The organism is Pseudorhizobium sp. NPDC055634 (assembly GCF_053618655.1).
Genome location: NZ_JBSHHW010000007.1, coordinates 251,173 through 268,715, shown reverse-complemented (window position 1 = coordinate 268,715; position 17,543 = coordinate 251,173). Strand labels below are relative to the sequence as shown.

Here is a 17,543-nt window from a genome sequence, read left to right as displayed (position 1 = left end):
CCTCATCGCCATCGCTCGCAAGAACAAGTCCGCGGCCCAAGAGGGCGCGACTTCGCATACTAGCTTCGGGAGGTCCGGCCGGGATGGACGATTCGTCCAGAAGATCGACTGAATCGTCCGGTAAACAGGTCGCTACCGGCTCTGCGGCCGGCGTTCATCGGGTGGCAACGTGGCAGGCCGTTCGAAACGAGATTACGAGGCGGTGGAGATCGACATTTCTCCGTGGGTGGCGATCTCCAGCAATCGCTGTCGCAATCGAGGTGCCGCGAAATCGAGGAAGCACCGCATCTTGACCGGCATCTGGCTGCGGCCGGCATGGACGAGGCTCACCGGCACCGGGTCCGGTTCGAACCGATCAAGGACAATCTTGAGATCGCCCTCCCTCAGCGCGTCCGCCGCCTGATAGTGCAGCAGCCGGGTGACGCCCACATGCTGGAGCGACGCGCGGAGAGCCGCTTCGGTCGTCGTCACCGAGAGACGCGGCTCTACCGGAACCGGTAGCGGCTTCCTGGTCTTCGGGTGGACGAATTGCCATTCCGTCAGGTGGCCGGGTCCGTCGAAGGTGACACAGGGCATATTCTTCAGGTCGTCAGGCGTCTGCGGCGTGCCATGCCGATCCAGCAGCTTCGGGCTCGCGCAGAGCACGATGCGTGTCGTGCCGATGCGGGTCGAGATCATCGCGCTGTCGGGAAGGCTTCCGATGCGAACGGCCATGTCGACCTGATCTTCCGCCAGAGGCACGACCCGATCGAGGAGCTGCAGCTTGATCGTGATCTGCGGAAAAGCGGCAAGAAATTCAACGACGACGGGCAGGACGTGAAGCTGGCCGAACTGCACGGGCGCGGTAATGACGAGCTCGCCCTTGGGGGTGATGAACTCTCCGGCGGCCTCGCGCTCTATCTCCTCGACCTGGTCGAGGATTCGCCGCGCCGCCGCCAGATAGGTCGCTCCGACATCCGTCAGGGCAAGCTTCCGGGTCGTGCGAACAAGAAGCTCCGCGCCCAGGAGGGCCTCGAGGTTGGAGACCTTGCGGGCAACCGTCGTGACGGGAATCCGCAGCTTCCGAGCGGCCGCAGAGAAGCTACCGCAATCGACCACCGCGGCCAGGATCGCCATGGCCTCCAGTCTGTCCATTCGCTTTCCCGTTTTCTGGAAAAATGATGTCCATTCTTACCGGATTATCCCGAACAGCAAAAGGCGCCATATTCCAAGCCATCGCAACACGCGGAGCGTACAAAGCCCGAGAGCAACCCTCTCGACACCACGGAAAGGATGTACCTCATGTTGAAATCAGCTTTTGGCCTTGCCTTGCTCGCCGCCTCCGTCGGGGCCGGCTCGGCTTATGCGGCGGAGGGCGGCAAGCCGACCATCGTCCTCGTCCACGGCGCGTTCGCCGACGCGACGAGCTGGAACGGGGTGATCGCGAGGCTTACGAAGGAAGGCTATCCCGTCGTCGCCGTCGCAAATCCGCTGCGCAGCGTCAAAGGCGACGGTGACTACGTCCGTCGCATCCTTGCGGGCCTGAAGACCGACGTTGTTCTTGTCGGCCACTCCTATGGCGGTTCGGTCATCACGGAAGCCGCCAAGGGTGGCGAGAACGTCAAGGCCCTTGTCTATGTCGCAGCATTCGTTCCCGACGTCGGCGAAACGGCGTTGGCGCTGACCGGCAAGTTTCCCGGCAGCACGCTTCCGCCGACGCTTGCGGAGCCGGTCGAACTGGAGGACGGGGTCAAGGACCTCTATATCCAGCAGGACAAGTTCCACGACCAGTTTGCCGCGGATGTCTCCGCGGATGAGGCAATACTCATGGCCGCGGGCCAGAGGCCGGTCACCGATTTCGCGCTCGGACAAGCCACGTCCAATGCCGGCTGGAAGGATATTCCCTCCTGGGCCATCTATGGCGATGCCGACAAGAATATTCCGCCCCAGGCCCTCGCCTGGATGGCAGAGCGCGCGGGCGCCAAGGAGACGGTCGTGGTCGATGGTGCATCCCATGTCGTGATGGTGTCGCATCCCGACGAAGTGGCCAAGATCATCGAGGACGCCGCCAAGTAGCGGGACGCCAGCGCCGACGGCTCCGGCCGTCGGCCTCGAGAGCTGCGCGCAAGCACGAGCCTCGCGTCTCACGCCTATGATTTTGTCCTACGCATGGACTGATGATGGAGCACCGACAGATGACGGATGAGGACAAGGCACTCCTCGGCTTTATCGGCCTCGGCACGATGGGCGAGCCGATGGCGCTCAACCTGTTGCGGTCCGAGCATCCGCTGGTCGTTTGGAACAGGTCTGCGGAGAAAATGGCGATCCTCGCGCAGGCGGGTGCCCAAACCGCGAGGAACCCTTCCGAACTTTTCGGCGGGGCGAAGACGGTCTTCCTCATGCTTGCCAGCGAGAGTGCCATCGACGAAGTGCTGGAACGCGGCACGTCAGATTTCGCGCCGATGGTCGCCGACCACCTGATCGTCAACATGGGCACGCCTTCGCCCGGCTACTCCGAGGACCTTGCTCGCGACCTGCGGTTCGCCGGGGCCAGATATGTCGAGGCGCCGGTTTCCGGTCAGAGAGGCCCTGCCCAGTCAGGTCAGCTCGTGGCGATGCTCGCCGGCGAGGGGCAGGACGTGGAAGCGGTGAAGCCGCTCCTCCACTACATGTGCCGCGAGGTCATCATGTGCGGCGCCGTGCCGAAGGCGGTCGCCACCAAGCTTGCCTCGAATGTGTTCGTCGGGACCATGATGGCGGCGCTCGCCGAATCGGTGAACTACGCGCGGCATCTCGATGTCGATCTCCAGACGTTTCTTGAACTGATGACGACCGGTCCGATGGCCAGCCCGCTGATCCGCATGAAGCTGCCGAAACTGATCGAGCAGGATTTCTCGGTCCAGGCTTCGATCGCGACCGTCCTCGCGACCACGGAACTCATCACCAGTTCCGCCAGCGCAAAAGGGGTCGCTGTTCCCCTGCTGGCGTTGTCCGGATCGCTTTACGAAGCGGCGAGATCGCTCGGATACGAGGGCGATGACGTGACTGCCGTGATCCTGGCCCTGGAGCGCATGAGCGATCCATCGCCTGATCGCGACCAATAACCTCCCCTTGCCGCGACTTTCTGACAGGAGACTATCATGACCGTGACCTACAAGAACCAGCGGGTGGGAGACGTCGATGTATTCTACCGGGAAGCGGGGCCAAGGGATGCGCCGATCCTGCTCCTTCTCCACGGCTTCCCGACATCGAGCCACATGTTCCGTGATCTCATTCCCCGACTGGCCGACCGGTACCGCGTCATTGCGCCGGATCTTCCCGGATTCGGCTATACGTCGGCGCCACCCCGCGGTGCCTTCGAATACAGCTTCGACAATCTGGCGGCCGTCATCGGCGGTTTCGTCGATGCGCTCGGACTGACGAGATACGCACTCTACATCTTCGACTACGGCGCGCCGGTGGGATTGAGGCTCGCCGTGGCTCACCCCGAGCGCATCACAGCGCTGATCAGCCAGAACGGGAATGCCTATCTCGATGGCTTCAGCGACGAATGGGGGCCCTGGCAGGCCTATTGGCGGGAGAACACTCCGGAAAACCGGGAAGCCTGCAGGGCATCGCTCTCGGCTGAAGCCATCGAAAACTGGCAATACCGGACGGGAGCCGATCCGCGACTGCTTGGCCCGGACGGATACATGCTCGACATTGCCTTGATGGCGCGGCCCGGAGCGGAAGAGATCCAGCTTGACCTGATCCGGGATTACGCCAGCAATGTCGCCCGCTACCCGGAGTTCCAGGCGTATATCCGCAAGCACCAGCCGCCGTTTCTCGCCGTGTGGGGCCGGCATGATCCAGCCTTCACTCCGGCTGGTGCGGAGGCCTACAAGCGCGATCTTTCCGACGGGCAGGTGCATTTCCTCGATACCGGCCATTTCGCGCTCGAAACCCATTCGGCGGAGATCGCGACGTTCATCCGGAGCTTTCTCGGGCGGTACGTCTGAGTGGGGACGGACGGGACGACCACGCAGCCCCCGAGAGGGCCGGGCGCAACCCATCAGACCGTCGGAGCGTCATGGGACGACGGGAATGCGCTCCCGCCGACAAAGGAACCGTCATGTCAGACTTTCCCTTCACGAGCATCTTGCGGCCCGGACAAGGTTTTCCGGCAGGTTCGTCCGTGCCTTTGCCGGCTTCGGGGGAGAGCCCATCCGGCCGAACGGCCATCACGTCGAGTATTCTCTCATCAACATCTTTCGCTTTGCGCCCAACGGGCAATTGATCGAGGAATGGGTCGAATACGATCCTTCCGCGTTCCTGACGCAGTTGACCGCCCAGGATTAGGGCTCATCGAGGAGAGGAGAAGGCATGCTATCGGGAAAACGACCGGAATGGCTGACGTTCGACTGCTACGGAACCCTTATCCAGTGGGACGAAGGGCTGCTTGACGCCGTCAGTTCGATTTTGGCCGCAAGGGCCGGAGCCGATATCGACGCCCGCAGCTTCATCAGGGTGTACGACAAACACGAGCATGCGCTGGAAGAAAGCAGGCCGCATCGGTCCTTTCGCGATATTACCGCCCAGTCCCTTCGGATGGCGATGGAGGAATTGCAGATCTCCGTTTCACCGGACGACGTCGATATCCTGACTTCGAGCATTTCTCGCATGCCGCCTTTCCCGGAGGTCGTCGAGGCCCTGGGCGAACTGAAGAAACAAGGCTTCAAACTCTGCATCATCTCGAACACTGATGACGATATCATCGCGGGCAATGTCGCCCAGCTTGGCGGGCATATCGATCGCGTGATCACCGCCCAGCAGGCCGGTGCCTACAAGCCGAGCGAGACGATCTTCAACCATGCCCATCGTGCGCTTGGGGTGGAACGGCCAGACATCGTGCATATCTGCGCCAGCCCCCATCTCGATCTTGTCGCCGCCCGCGACCTCGGCTTTCGCTGCATCTGGATCGACAGGGGCACCGGCCGGACGCCACCGCCCGATTATAAGCCGAATGCCGTTTTCCCGACGCTCGCCGAAGTGCCGGCGTTTCTCGCCTCGACCCGATGGGAATGAGCGGCGACATGGTCGGATAAACGGCGCGGACAGTGCGCTTGTGAATGATTTTAGAGTCTCTTCGCCTCCATCGTCCCTTTGCCTTGCCGCTTGTCGCAAGGCCAGCGAGACGGTTGTTATTGATATGTTGCATCTTCTTGTAATTCAGAGCATATTTTGCGCCGATAAGATGACAACATGGAGGCGGATGTGCTGGTCATTGTTGCTGACGATATGACCGGTGCGCTGGATACGGCGGCTCCTTTTGCCGCGCGGGGTCTTCATGCCGAGGTGGCCCTGACGGTCGATGCCGTCGCACAGACGCTTGCGGCCGGGCCGGACGTGCTGTCCGTCAACCTCGCATCGCGGGAAAAATCGCCCGAATATGCCCATCGCCTGATGGGCCAGGTGACGGAGATGATGCCGGCGGATGTCCGGCTGTTCAAGAAGGTCGACTCGCGCCTCAAGGGACACGTGTCGGCGGAACTCGATGCCATTTCGTATCAACGGGCGATTGTCGCTCCGGCCATACCGGCGTTCGGGCGCATCGTGCGGGACGGGCATGTCGAGGGCTTCGGCGTTACGACACCCATCTCCGTTGCGGGCGCGCTCGGAGCACATGCGGCCCGCTCCGTCATCATCGACGCCGTCACGGACGGTGACCTGGAGGATGCGCTCGACAGGGCCGAGGCTGAAGGCTTCGACCTGATGGTCGGTTCGCGCGGGCTTGCCGACGTGCTTGCAGCAAGGATGTCGGGGCGAGCGGCGCCTGAACTGGCGGCGCCGCCTGTCGGGACGGGGCTCTTCGTCATCGGGTCGAACGACCGGATCACGCTCGAGCAGGTGGAACGCCTGCGCCTCCTGGACCCCTTGGCATATCACCCGGCGCCGAACGGTGTCCTCGGGGCGCTCGATCAAGCCCCGTCGCCGATTGTCCTGGTGCAGGCCGTTCCCGGAGGGGAGGAGCTACCATCGGAAGAAGTCGCCCGGAACCTTGCGGCGTCCGTACATCCAGGCCTGACGGAGCGTGCTGAAACGCTGCTCCTGTGCGGCGGTGCGACGGCCGAAACCGTGCTGGCGCGGATGGGAATTCAATCTTTCCGGCTGGAAGGCGAATGCCTGCCCGGCCTGGGTCTGGCCTATGCAGGCAACCAATGTATCATCGCCAAGTCCGGGGGATTCGGAGTACCGGAGACATTGGCAATGCTTGCCGAGAAACTGTCCGGGGCCAGAGGCTGACAATGGGACTGCAAAGCGGAACAGCACGCAAGAGCCTGGCGGACCTGGTATTCGAACGGATGCACCGGGCGATCAAGTCGGGCGCCTACCAGCCGGACGAGCGGTTGCCGATCGAGCATGATCTTGCGATCGAATTCGAGGTGTCGCGACCCATCATCCGGGAAGCCCTGCGCCGGTTGCGGGAGCAGGGGCTTATCTATTCGCGCCGCGGGGCGGGCAGCTTCGTTCGCTCGGTGGGCATGAAGCAGCCGCTCGGCTTCGGGCAGCTGGAGAACGTGGCGGATCTCCTGAACTGCTACGAGTTTCGCCTGACGTTGGAACCGGCCGCGGCGGAGGCCGCCGCCGCGCGGCACACGCCGGACGATCTCGAGTCGATCCGCACCGCGCTCGAACTTCTGAGAGACGCAACCAATCGGCAGGTCCACCGCGAGGACGCCGACTTCCAGTTCCACCTTGCGATCGCCCGTGCCGCCAACAACGCTTATTTCTCCACCGCAATGGAAGCCCTGAAGGACCACATCGCGGTCGGCATGCGCTTCCATGGCGTCTCCGTCAAACGCGACGTCGCCGGGCTTTCACGCGTCTTTGCGGAGCACGAGGCGATCGCCGACGCGATAGCGGCAGGTGATGGGGCTCGCGCCAGGGAACTGATGCATTCCCATCTGAGCGGATCGCGCGATCGTCTTTTCCAGGCGAGCTCATCGCCGTCAGCAGCGTCGAAGGCCTGAGGTTCCTGAGAAGGCCGGTCACAAAAAAAAGGGGGCTGTGTCGGCCCCCTCTTCGTTCGGTCGTCGTGTCAGGCGTCAGAAGGCTGCCCTGTAGATCGCCAGCACTTCCTCGGCCGCCATGTCCACCGGATTGTTGTCCATCAGGCGGCGGTTGGCATGGGCCTCGGCCGCATAGCCGGCAAGAGCATCCTCCCCGGCACCGTGGCGCGAGAGGCGCATCTCGATCCCGAGATCCGTGCAGAAGCGGGAGGCGTCTTCCAGGATGGCCGCAGGCGAGCCTGCACCGAAGCCGAGGGCTTCGGCCACTTCCGCGGTCTTTTCCCGTACCGAAGGCTGGTTGAAGGCCAGAACATGCGGGAAAACGATTGCGTTGGCAAGGCCATGGGGAAGCCCGAGGCGGGTCCCGAGCGGGTAGGCGATCGCGTGGCCCGCCGCAGTGTTGACCGGTCCGAGGCAGATCCCGCCATAGTAGGAGGCGAGCATCATGCCCTCGCGCGCCTCGGTGTCGGAACCGTCCCTGACGGCGCGCGCCAGGTACTTGCCCACGAGACGGAAGCCCATGCGGGCAAAGCCGTCGATCATCGGATGGGCGCGCTTGTTGGTGAAAGCCTCGACGCAATGGGCCATCGCGTCGACGCCGGTCGCGGCGGTTACTGCCGGCGGCACGGTGAATGTCAGTTGCGGATCGAGCACGGCCACGTCGGCAATCATATGCGCGCTCTCGACGGCGATCTTCGCGCCCTTCACCGGGTCGGTGATCAGCGAGCGGATGCCTGCCTCTGAGCCGGTGCCGGCGGTCGTTGCGACTTGGACGAGGCGTGTGTTGCGGCCGTTGACCTTGTTGGGGCCGGCGACGTCGGCAAGCGTCTGTTCGCTATCCCAGAGTACCGCGACGAGCTTGGCCACGTCGAGGACGGAGCCGCCGCCGAGACCGATGACGACCTGGGGCTTGACACTTCGGGCGACGGCGAGGGCCGCGTCCAGCGTGGCAACATCGGGTTCACCGGGAATGGCATCGAAAACCGTGATCCTGCCCGGCAGTCGGAGGCGATCCACGAAGCCGGCGGTGATCGGCGTGGCGATGACGAGGACGGAGGTGGCGTCGGCCACGAGGCCGCCGACTTCGCCGATTGTGCCGGCCCCGACGATCAGGCGGCGCGGCTGGTGAAGGGTGATGGACGCTGTCATCGATGTCATCCTTGCCTCGTCCGGCCGGCGACCAGCTTGCGGGCATATGCGATGGCGGAATTCATGTTGCCGTGATTGGCAATCCCCTTGCCGGCGATGTCGAAGGCGGTGCCGTGGTCGACCGAGGTGCGGTCGATCGGCAGTTCTACGGACACGTTGACCGCCGTGTCGAAGGCGACGAGCTTGATCGGGATATGGCCCTGGTCGTGATACTGCGCGACGACGAGATCGAAGGCACCGGAATAGGCGCGGTGGAAGACGGTGTCGGCGGAGATCGGGCCATGGACGTCCATACCCTCGACGCGGGCGGCCGCGACGGCCGGGGCGATCTGGTCGTCATCCTCGGTGCCGAAGAGGCCGTTCTCGCCGCAATGCGGGTTGATGCCGGCGACGGCAATGCGCGGCCTTTCGTAGCCGATCCGCTTCAAATGGTCGTTGCCGGCCTTGATGGTCGCCAGAACACGCTCGGTGGTTGCCCGGCGGATTGCGTCCTGCAGCGAGACGTGGGTGGAGACGTGAATGACCTTCAGGCGCTCCGATGCAAGCAGCATGTAGGCTGCCTTGGAACCCGTCAGGCTGCGCAGCATGCCGGTATGGCCGTCGTAGTGATGGCCCGCGAGGTTCAGCGCTTCCTTGTTGATCGGAGCCGTGACGATGCAGCCGATCGTTCCGGCCTCGGCATCGCGTACCGCCCTTTCGATGAAGCGAAAGGCCGCGTCGCCGGCGACCGGGCTCAGCGTGCCCCAGGGCAGGGGGGCGCCTTCGACCTCGATGTCCACGACGTGAGGAGCGAGGTCCAGGTCGAGCCCGAGCGCCTCGCGCGCCGCTTCGAGCGTCGGCAGGTTCCCGTATATGCGTGTTGCGGCGCGATCCTCGGGCGACATTTCGGCCAGGGCCCGGACCGAGATCTCGGGACCGACGCCGCAGGGATCGCCCATGGTGATGCCGATAATGCCGCTCATGTCATTCTCCGTTGTCGGGACGATCCCAGCCGGGGGCGAGCCGGACATATTTGATCGCGCGTCGGTGATAGGTATAGGCGATATGCAGGGCTCCATCCGGGTCGGCCAGGAGCCAGGGATAGGACATTTCCTTGTTGCGCCCGTCGGTGGAATCGTTCGAGAGGCAGGTGCCCGGCCCATCCTCGATCAGGATGCGCTGGGGGAAGGTCGCCCCGCCGTCGCTCGAAATGCCAACGACCAAGGGCGCGCGCGGCACACCCCAGATGGACGTGCAGCCGCCGGTCGGATCCGCATCGGGCCTGCCGTCGTCATCCCCGAGTTCGTCGTAGAGCGAGGCGCGGCGATCCGGCGAGGCCGCAGCATTGACGGGATTGCAGATGATCGCAACCCGTCCGTCGTCCAAGGAGATGGCCGCGATGGAGGAATTGTTGTTGGGCAGATCGGTCGCAGCCGGTTTGGCCCAGGTCAGGCCGTCGTCGCGGCTTTCCGTCCGGTAGACAAAATCGGCCTGCCGACGACGGAAGAAGGCGGCCATCGTCGATTTTCCGAGGGAGACGGGCGACATGTGCACGCAGCCGATCGACTGGTCCAGCTCCTCCAGCCGCCAGGTGACACCGGCGTCGTCGCTGATGCCGATGGCGGCGGTGTCATGGCTGCCGTTCCATTTCTGGCCGGGGCGGGGGATGCAGCGGAAGATCGGCAGGACCCAGGCGCCGTCCGGACGGATCACCACCGGAGCACGCACGAAGCTGCCGCGCGGCAGGTCGAGATAACGGCCTTCGGCTGCGGCCAGTTCGACGCCGTCTACGGTGATCTCCGTCATGCGAAGCCGGCACTCGTCCTGGTTTCCCGACGGCTGCGAGGTGTGGAAAAGAAGAAGACGTCCATCCGGTGCCCTGAACAGCACGGGGTTCTGCTCGGAGTGATCGGGATCGAAGCTCAGGCGTTGCGCCGGGCCCCAGGCGGTTGCGCCCTCCAAGAGTACGGAGGCGTAGATGGAAATGTCGGACTTGCCTTCGAGCGATCCCCCGAACCACGCGCAGACCAGGCTGCCGTCCGCCTGCATGTGCAGGAATGCGGCGTGGTTCTGCACCATGGGGGACGGAAGGTAGGCCTCGACGCGGCCGGTTGGCGACGTGGCGAGCGCGCCGGTCATATGTCGGGCGATGTCTTCAGGTTTCATGGGGCACTCCTCTCAGCTCTGCAGTCTTCCTTTTCTGCAAAGTTGTCAAGTTTGTTTATGTCGACTTCTCTGGTGATGTCAGCATTCATGATTGTTAAGATAATGATTTGACGTATTTTTATCTCACGCAGATCTCCGCTTTGAATTTACAATGGAAAATGATTTGACAAAAATGGGTGGAAGTTGGATGGTCTGGTGATGCCGACATGGAGGTCGGTGCGGGAGGGGTGAGATGCAGGCAGAAGAGAGGCGCGAGCGGGTAACCGCGGCTGTGCTCTTCGCAATCGGGGCGGCGACGCTGGCTGCCTCCGATGCCGTCATCGTGCGTGCCCTGGACGGCGCGGTGCATCCCTTCGTGATCGCCTTCTTCCGGGCGCTGTTCGGTGTCGTCGTGATCCTGCCCTTCATCGCCTTGCGACCGCAGGTGCTGCGATCGACGCATTCGCTCGGGCAGCATGCCGTACGCGCGCTCTTCAAGCTTTTCGCCATGGTCGCCTTCTTCGCCGCCTTCAGCATGGGGCCGCTCGCCGATGTCACCGCGATCGCCTTCATGTCTCCGATCTTCGTCGTTCTGGGCGCCGCGGTGCTGCTGGGAGAACGTCCCGGCCTCTCCATGCTCGTGGCCGTGCTCGTCGGGTTTTGCGGCGCCATGGTCATCGTCGGCCCGTCGCCTTCCGGTTTCACGCTCGCGGTGGGGCTTGCCCTGGTCGGCGCCATGCTGCAGGCGGCAATCCAGCTGATCCTGAAGTCGATGTCGCGGGGTGATGCGACCTCGACCCTGGTCGTATGGAACCTGCTGCTCACGGTGCCGATCGCGCTTCTGCTGGCCGTGCCCTTCTTCGCGATGCCAGGCAATCGCGAGTTGGCGCTTCTCGCGCTACAGGGCGTCGTCGGCACCAGTTGCATGGGCCTCATGACGCATGCCATGTCGCTTGCCCCGGCCAGCATCGTGGCGCCGGTCGACTTCCTGCGGCTGCCGCTCGTGGCGGTCGGCGGTGTTGCCCTGTTCAACGAAACCGTCGCGCTGACCACCGTGGTCGGCGCGATCCTGATCTGTCTCGCCGCGCTCATGGCTGCGCGCTCGCGAGGCGTGAAGCCTTCGAACTGATTCATCTGGGAGGAGAACGAAAATGAAAAAGACTGCATTGCTTTGTGCCCTGGTCATAGGAACGTCCATGACGCCGGCCTATGCCGGTTCCGGCCCGATCAAGGTCGTGCTTGCCGAGGAGGCCGACCTGCTCGAGCCCTGCATGGCGACGCGCTCGAACATCGGCCGCATCATCATGGCGAACGTCAGCGAGACGCTGACCGAGCTCGACGTTCGCGGCGGCACCGGCGTCCAGCCGCGCCTCGCTGAAAAATGGGAGCAGAATGCCGACGGCAGCTGGCGTTTCCATCTGCGCCAGGGCGTCACCTTCTCCGACGGCACCGGCTTCGATGCGAAGGACGTCAAGCACAGCTTCGACCGCATCATGAGCGAGAAGAACACCTGCGAGTCGCGGCGCTACTTCGGCGGCATGACCGTCACTCCGACCGTCGTCGACGACTATACGATCGACTTCAATGCCGATCCGATCCAGCCGATCCTGCCGCTGCTCCTCACGCTCGTCACCATCGTGCCGGAAGAGACGCCGCTCGAATTCGTCCGCGAGCCGGTGGGTACCGGACCCTACAAGCTCACCAACTGGACGCCCGGCCAGCAGATCGTCCTGTCGAGCCGTGACGACTATTGGGGCGCCAAGCCCGAGGTGACCGAAGCGACCTACCTGTTCCGCGCCGACCCGGCCGTTCGCGCTGCCATGGTGCAGGCGGGCGAGGCCGACCTTTCGCCCTCGATCTCGCAGCTCGACGCGACCAACCCGGCGACCGACTTCTCCTATCTCGACAGCGAGACCGTCTACCTGCGCGTCGACCACAATATCGAGCCGCTGAACGACGTGCGCATCCGCCGGGCCCTGAACCTCGCCATCGACCGCGAGGCCTTCCTCGGCACGCTGCTGCCGGAAAGCGCCCTGCTCGCAACCGCGATCGTGCCCCCGCCGACGCTCGGCTGGAACCCGGACGTCAAGGTGCCGGCCTATGATCCCGAAGCGGCCAGGAAGCTGGTCGAGGAGGCGAAGGCCGACGGCGTGAAGGTCGATACGCCGATCACCATCATCGCGCGTTCGGCCAACTTCCCGAACGTCACCGAGATCATGGAGGCGATCCAGCAGCAGCTGCAGGAGGTCGGTCTCTCGGTCGAGCTGAAGTTCGTCGAAGTGGCCGAGCACGAGCAGTACTACTCCAAGCCCTTCGCCGAAGGCCGCGGTCCGCAGCTGGTCGCCGCCATGCACGACAATTCGAAGGGGGATCCGTCCTTCTCGATGTTCTTCAAGTATGCGACCGAGGGTACGCAGTCGGGCTTCTCGGATCCGAAGGTCGACGACCTGATCAAGCGGGCTTCCGCTGCCGTCGGCGAGGAGCGCGAGGCGCTCTGGTCGGAAGTGATCGCCTATCTGCATGACGAAGTGGTCGCCGACGTGCTTCTCTTCCACATGGTCGGCTTCTCGCGGGTTTCCGAGCGCCTGGACTTCAAGCCGACGATGGCGACGAATTCCATGCTTCAGCTCTCGGAGATCAAGATCAAGTAATCGTCGGGCGTCGTCCGTCCGTCTCAAGGCAAATCATGCGGCGGGATCATCCCGCCGCACCGTTTTCTCCAAGGACGCCATGCTGAGCTTCATCCGAAAACGCGCCGTGGCCAGCCTGATCTCGCTGATCGGGCTTGTCGTCATGGTCTTCTTCCTCTCCCGCCTTACCGGTGACCCGGCGGCGCTCTTCCTGCCGGTCGAAGCCCCGGAGGAGATGAAGAACCAGTTCCGGGAGTTGCATGGCCTGAACGACCCCCTGCTGGTTCAGTTCGGCCGCTATGTCGGCGACATCGTGACGGGTGACCTCGGGCAATCGCTGCGCAAGGCGCGGCCGGCGCTCGACGTGGTGCTGGAAGCCTTCGTCTGGACGCTCTGGCTCGCGGTCATCACCATGAGCCTCGTGACGGTCGCGGCCATCGTCGTCGGTGCGCTCGCCGCCTTCCGGGTCGGCGGGTTCTTCGACCGCCTTTCCTCGATCGTCTCGCTCGTCGGCGCTTCCGTTCCCGACTTCTGGCTCGCCATCGTCGCGATCGTTGTGTTTGCCGTGAACCTCGCCTGGCTGCCGACATCGGGCACCGGGTCGATCTGGCACTGGATCCTGCCGATCGGCGTGCTCTTCGTCCGTCCCTTCGGCATCATCGTGCAGGTGGTGCGCGGCTCGATGATCACGGCGCTCTCTTCGGCCTATGTGAAGACGGCCCGCGCCAAGGGCGTGAAGTCGACGCCGATCATCTTCCTGCATGCGCTGCGCAACGCGATGCTGCCGGTCATCACCGTCATCGGCGACCAGGCCGCAAGCCTTCTCAACGGCGCGGTCATCATCGAGACCATTTTCGGGTTCCCGGGGGTCGGCAAGCTGATGATCGATTCGATTCTGCAGCGCGATTTCAACGTGGTTCTGGCGGCAATTCTCGTGACCGCGCTCGCCATCTTCCTGATGAACCTGCTGATCGATCTTGCCTATGCGCTCCTCGATCCCCGCATCCGGCATTGAGGAGACGACGATGTCCATCGAAGCCACCGTCATCCTCGATGAACCGCCCTTCTACAAGCGCATGTTCCGCATGCTGCTGGCGGACAAGTTCGCGCTCTGTGCGGTGATCTTTCTCCTCGTGATCTTCGTCATGGCCGTGCTCGGGCCAAGCTGGCTCGGAGACCTTGCCACCAAGCAGAACCTGCGCGGCCGCAATGCCGCGCCCTTCGATTTCGAGAAGGCCTGGGTCTGGTGGATGGGGGCCGATGCCCTCGGCCGTCCGCTGCTCGCGCGCATCATCGTCGCGACACAGAACACCGTCATGGTCGCCGCCGGCGCGGTCCTGATTTCGGCCGTGATCGGAACCGTCCTCGGTCTGATCGCCGGTTTTTCGTCGCCGCGGGTGAACCAGGTCATCATGCGGCTGGCCGACGTGATCATGTCGTTCCCGTCGCTGCTGATCGCCGTCATCGTGCTCTACATACTCGGCTCGTCGATCCTCAACCTGATGATGGTGCTCGCCATCACCCGCATCCCGGTCTACCTGCGCACGACGCGCGCCGAGGTGCTGGAGATCCGCGAGCGCATGTTCGTGCAGGCGGCGCGCGTCATGGGTGCATCCAGCAAGCGCATCCTGTTCCGGCATATCCTGCCCGTCGTCCTGCCAACGCTGACGACCCTCGCCACGCTCGATTTCGCCTATGTGATGCTGGCGGAAAGCGCCCTGTCCTTCCTCGGGATCGGCATACAGCCGCCGGAAATCACCTGGGGCCTGATGATCAGCCAGGGGCGGCAGTATCTGACCAATGCCTGGTGGCTCTCGTTCTGGCCGGGGCTGGCGATCATCCTTACGACGATGTCACTGAACCTCCTGTCCAACTGGATGCGGATCGCGCTCGATCCGGTGCAGCGCTGGCGCCTGGAAATGAAGGGGGCCAAGAATGGCTGACCATCTGCTCGAGATCAGAAACCTCTGCGTCGAATTCCATACCGCCGTCGGCGTCGTGAAGGCCGTCCGCGACATGTCCTATCATCTGGATCGCGGCGAAACGCTCGCGATCCTCGGCGAGAGCGGCTCGGGCAAGTCGGTCTCGTCTTCGGCGATCATGAACCTGATCGACATGCCGCCCGGCCGCATCACGTCGGGGGAGATCCTGCTGGACGGCGTCGATCTTTTGAAAATGCCGGCAGCGGAACGGCGACAGATCAACGGCCGCCGCGTGGCGATGATCTTCCAGGATCCGCTGAGCCATCTCAACCCGGTCTATACCGTTGGCTGGCAGATCCGCGAGGCGCTGACCACCCATGGCACCGATGCCGCCCGGGCGCAGGCCGAGGCGCTGCGGCTTGTCGGGAGGGTCGGCATTCCCGATCCCGCCGGGGCGCTCGACAAGTACCCGCACGAATTCTCCGGCGGCCAGCGCCAGCGCGTCATGATCGCCATGGCGCTCGCCCTGCGGCCGGACATCCTGATTGCCGACGAACCGACGACCGCGCTTGACGTGACCGTCCAGGCGGAAGTGCTGTCGCTTCTCAAGGAGTTGCAGCGCGAGACCGGCATGGCGGTGCTCATCATCACCCACGATCTCGGCGTCGTCGCCGAAATCGCAGACCGCGTCGTGGTGATGGAGAAGGGCGTCCTGGTCGAGGCGGGGACGGTGCGCGAGGTCTACAAGAACCCGCAGCATCCCTATACGAAGAAGCTGATCGCGGCTGCCCCCGGAAAAGGCGAGATGCACGAACCGGTAAAGGGTGCCGAGCCGGTCCTCAGCGTTCGCAACGTCCGCAAGAAGTACGGGGAGTTTACCGCGCTGAAGGGCCTTTCCTTCGACCTTCTGGCCGGGGAAACGCTGGCCGTCGTCGGGGAAAGCGGTTCAGGCAAATCGACGCTTGCCCGCATTCTGCTGCGGCTCGACGAGCCGGATTCCGGGTCTGCCCTGTGGAAGGGCAGGGATCTCTTCACCCTGTCGCCGGCCGAACTCTACAAGCTGCGCCGTGATCTGCAGATGGTCTTCCAGGATCCCACGCAATCACTCAATCCGCGCATGACCGTCTACCAGCTGATCTCGGAGGCCTGGGTCATCCATCCGGACATCCTGCCGAAGGCGAAGTGGCGGGAGAGGGTGGCCGAACTCCTGACCCAGGTCGGGCTCGGGCCGGAGCATGTGGGGCGCTATCCGCATCAGTTCTCCGGGGGGCAGCGCCAGCGCATCGCGATTGCCCGGGCGCTTGCGCTCGAACCGCAGCTGATCATCTGCGACGAGGCCGTCTCGGCGCTTGACGTTTCCGTCCAGGCGCAGGTCATCGCGCTTCTCGACAGACTGCGCAAAGAAATGGGCATCGCCTTCATCTTCATCGCCCACGACCTGCCCGTGGTTCGCGACTTCGCCGACCATGTGATGGTCATGCAGAAGGGCGAAGTGGTGGAACTCGGGACGGTCAGGGAAATCTTCGAGACGCCCCGGAAGCCTTATACCCAGGCCCTGCTCGCCTCCGGGCTCGATCCCGATCCCGACGTGCAGGCCGAGAACCGGGCGGCGCGTGCCAGCCGCGCCTCCTGAGCCCCCAGATTACCGGAGAAAGATAATGTCGAAAAAGGCCTTCGTCGCGCTCGTCACCTGCTTCAACGAGGACGAGACGATAAACTACGACGCGACACGCGCGCAGGTGCGGCGCCAGGTGGCGGCCGGCAACAACATCATGTGCGCCGGCACCAACGGCGATTTCACGGCGCTGACCTTCGAGGAGAAGGTGAAGCTTGCCGAGGTCGTGGTCGACGAAGTGGGGGGACGGGCGGAGGTTATCGTCAATGCCGGCATGCCCGCGACGTTCGAGACGATCAAGCTCGCGACCGAATTCGACCGGATCGGGGTAACGGCCATCGCCGTCATCACCCCATTCTTCATCGCCTGCACGCAGGACGGCCTGATCCGGCATTTCTCGACGGTTGCGGATGCGGTAAGGACGCCCATATATCTTTACGACATCCCCGCGCGCACGCAGAACCACATCGAACCGGAAACCGCGCGCAAGCTCGCCTCCCATGGAAACATCGCCGGGATCAAGGATTCCGGCGGCGCCAAGGAGACGCTGGAGGCCTATCTTGCCGTCGGGCGCGAGGTACCGGGCTTCGACGTCTATTCCGGGCCGGACCATCTGGTGCTCTGGGCGCTGCAGAACGGGGCGGCAGGCTGCATCTCCGGTCTCGGCAACGCTCTCCCGGAGGATCTGGCCGGCATCCTGGACGGCTACAACACCGGTGATCTGGCCGAAGCGGAGCGACACCAGGCGATCTTCACGGCCTTCCGCACCGATCTCTATGCGCTGGGCTTCGCCCCTGCCATGGTCAAGCGCGCACTCTACCTCCAGGACGCCTCGGTCGGAGCCAGCCGGCAGCCGGCACTGCTGCCCGATCCGGAGCAGGATGCGAAGATCGCCGAAATCCTCCGCCGGTACGGTCTGACCGAGCACTGACCATCAGTCGGGAGGCAAGAAGAACGCCGAGGGTCCTCGGCCCTTCTTTCCCTCCCGTCGAAGTCAGACGGAAGACGCCCCTGAACCCGCGAAATCGCTCATCTAGGGCAGCCTTCTTCCGGGCATGGCTGAGAGGCACCGTAG

At 63.9% G+C, this 17,543-nt stretch carries 17 protein-coding genes; 13 read left to right on the top strand and 4 right to left on the bottom strand.

The window, feature by feature from the left end; genetic code table 11:
• Window positions 1-192: 192 nt before the first annotated feature.
• Window positions 193-1,134 (bottom strand): LysR substrate-binding domain-containing protein, encoded by a 942-nt coding sequence (locus tag ACWGPT_RS13905; RefSeq protein WP_452606200.1) that lies wholly within the window; start codon window positions 1,132-1,134, stop codon window positions 193-195.
• A 147-nt stretch (window positions 1,135-1,281) separates the two neighbouring features.
• Between ACWGPT_RS13905 and ACWGPT_RS13900 the strand changes: the two genes are divergently transcribed.
• The 7 genes from ACWGPT_RS13900 (at window position 1,282) to ACWGPT_RS13870 (ending at window position 6,989) form a co-directional block, all read left to right on the top strand.
• Window positions 1,282-2,055: an alpha/beta fold hydrolase gene (locus ACWGPT_RS13900; protein WP_452606199.1), complete on the top strand. Its 774-nt coding sequence runs from the start codon at window positions 1,282-1,284 to the stop codon at window positions 2,053-2,055.
• Between the two features lie 119 nt (window positions 2,056-2,174).
• Entirely contained in the window at window positions 2,175-3,083 is a 909-nt protein-coding gene (locus ACWGPT_RS13895) for an NAD(P)-dependent oxidoreductase (protein WP_452606198.1), read from the top strand.
• A gap of 36 nt (window positions 3,084-3,119) precedes the next feature.
• Window positions 3,120-3,977 (top strand): alpha/beta fold hydrolase, encoded by an 858-nt coding sequence (locus ACWGPT_RS13890; protein ID WP_452606197.1) that lies wholly within the window; start codon window positions 3,120-3,122, stop codon window positions 3,975-3,977.
• Window positions 3,978-4,062: 85 nt separating this feature from the next.
• Entirely contained in the window at window positions 4,063-4,317 is a 255-nt protein-coding gene (locus ACWGPT_RS13885) for an ester cyclase (RefSeq protein WP_452606196.1), read from the top strand.
• Window positions 4,318-4,341: 24 nt separating this feature from the next.
• On the top strand, window positions 4,342-5,043 hold the full coding sequence (locus tag ACWGPT_RS13880; protein WP_452606195.1) for a haloacid dehalogenase type II: 702 nt from the start codon (window positions 4,342-4,344) through the stop codon (window positions 5,041-5,043).
• 189 nt (window positions 5,044-5,232) lie between these two features.
• A complete protein-coding gene (locus ACWGPT_RS13875) occupies window positions 5,233-6,261 on the top strand; it encodes a four-carbon acid sugar kinase family protein (RefSeq protein WP_452606194.1) in 1,029 nt (342 codons plus the stop codon).
• A gap of 2 nt (window positions 6,262-6,263) precedes the next feature.
• Window positions 6,264-6,989 (top strand): FadR/GntR family transcriptional regulator, encoded by a 726-nt coding sequence (locus tag ACWGPT_RS13870; protein ID WP_452606193.1) that lies wholly within the window; start codon window positions 6,264-6,266, stop codon window positions 6,987-6,989.
• A 75-nt stretch (window positions 6,990-7,064) separates the two neighbouring features.
• On the opposite strand, the gene ACWGPT_RS13865 is transcribed toward ACWGPT_RS13870, so the two are convergent.
• The 3 genes from ACWGPT_RS13865 to ACWGPT_RS13855 are packed head-to-tail and all read right to left on the bottom strand — an operon-like array spanning window position 7,065 to window position 10,322.
• The gene (locus ACWGPT_RS13865) at window positions 7,065-8,186 is read right to left on the bottom strand and encodes an iron-containing alcohol dehydrogenase (RefSeq protein ID WP_452606192.1); all 1,122 of its coding nucleotides are present in this window, start codon (window positions 8,184-8,186) and stop codon (window positions 7,065-7,067) included.
• Window positions 8,183-9,139, bottom strand: coding sequence for a 4-hydroxythreonine-4-phosphate dehydrogenase PdxA (pdxA, locus tag ACWGPT_RS13860; RefSeq protein ID WP_452606191.1), 957 nt, complete (start codon window positions 9,137-9,139; stop codon window positions 8,183-8,185). Before pdxA ends, ACWGPT_RS13865 begins: the two co-directional genes overlap by 4 nt.
• A 1-nt stretch (window position 9,140) precedes the next feature.
• Window positions 9,141-10,322, bottom strand: a complete 1,182-nt coding sequence (locus tag ACWGPT_RS13855; protein WP_452606190.1) for a sialidase family protein — start codon at window positions 10,320-10,322, stop codon at window positions 9,141-9,143.
• A gap of 232 nt (window positions 10,323-10,554) precedes the next feature.
• On the opposite strand from ACWGPT_RS13855, the gene ACWGPT_RS13850 reads away from it, so the two are divergent.
• From ACWGPT_RS13850 to ACWGPT_RS13825, 6 genes are all read left to right on the top strand, one after another.
• Window positions 10,555-11,430 (top strand): DMT family transporter, encoded by an 876-nt coding sequence (locus ACWGPT_RS13850; RefSeq protein ID WP_452606189.1) that lies wholly within the window; start codon window positions 10,555-10,557, stop codon window positions 11,428-11,430.
• Window positions 11,431-11,452: 22 nt separating this feature from the next.
• Complete coding sequence (locus ACWGPT_RS13845; protein ID WP_452606188.1) at window positions 11,453-12,952, top strand: ABC transporter substrate-binding protein; 1,500 nt, start codon at window positions 11,453-11,455, stop codon at window positions 12,950-12,952.
• A gap of 79 nt (window positions 12,953-13,031) precedes the next feature.
• Complete coding sequence (locus ACWGPT_RS13840; RefSeq protein WP_452606187.1) at window positions 13,032-13,946, top strand: ABC transporter permease; 915 nt, start codon at window positions 13,032-13,034, stop codon at window positions 13,944-13,946.
• A gap of 10 nt (window positions 13,947-13,956) precedes the next feature.
• Window positions 13,957-14,874, top strand: coding sequence for an ABC transporter permease (locus ACWGPT_RS13835; protein ID WP_452606186.1), 918 nt, complete (start codon window positions 13,957-13,959; stop codon window positions 14,872-14,874).
• Entirely contained in the window at window positions 14,867-16,486 is a 1,620-nt protein-coding gene (locus ACWGPT_RS13830; RefSeq protein ID WP_452606185.1) for an ABC transporter ATP-binding protein, read from the top strand. Before ACWGPT_RS13835 ends, ACWGPT_RS13830 begins: the two co-directional genes overlap by 8 nt.
• 25 nt (window positions 16,487-16,511) lie before the next feature.
• The gene (locus tag ACWGPT_RS13825) at window positions 16,512-17,399 is read left to right on the top strand and encodes a dihydrodipicolinate synthase family protein (RefSeq protein WP_452606184.1); all 888 of its coding nucleotides are present in this window, start codon (window positions 16,512-16,514) and stop codon (window positions 17,397-17,399) included.
• The last annotated feature ends 144 nt before the right edge of the window (window positions 17,400-17,543 follow it).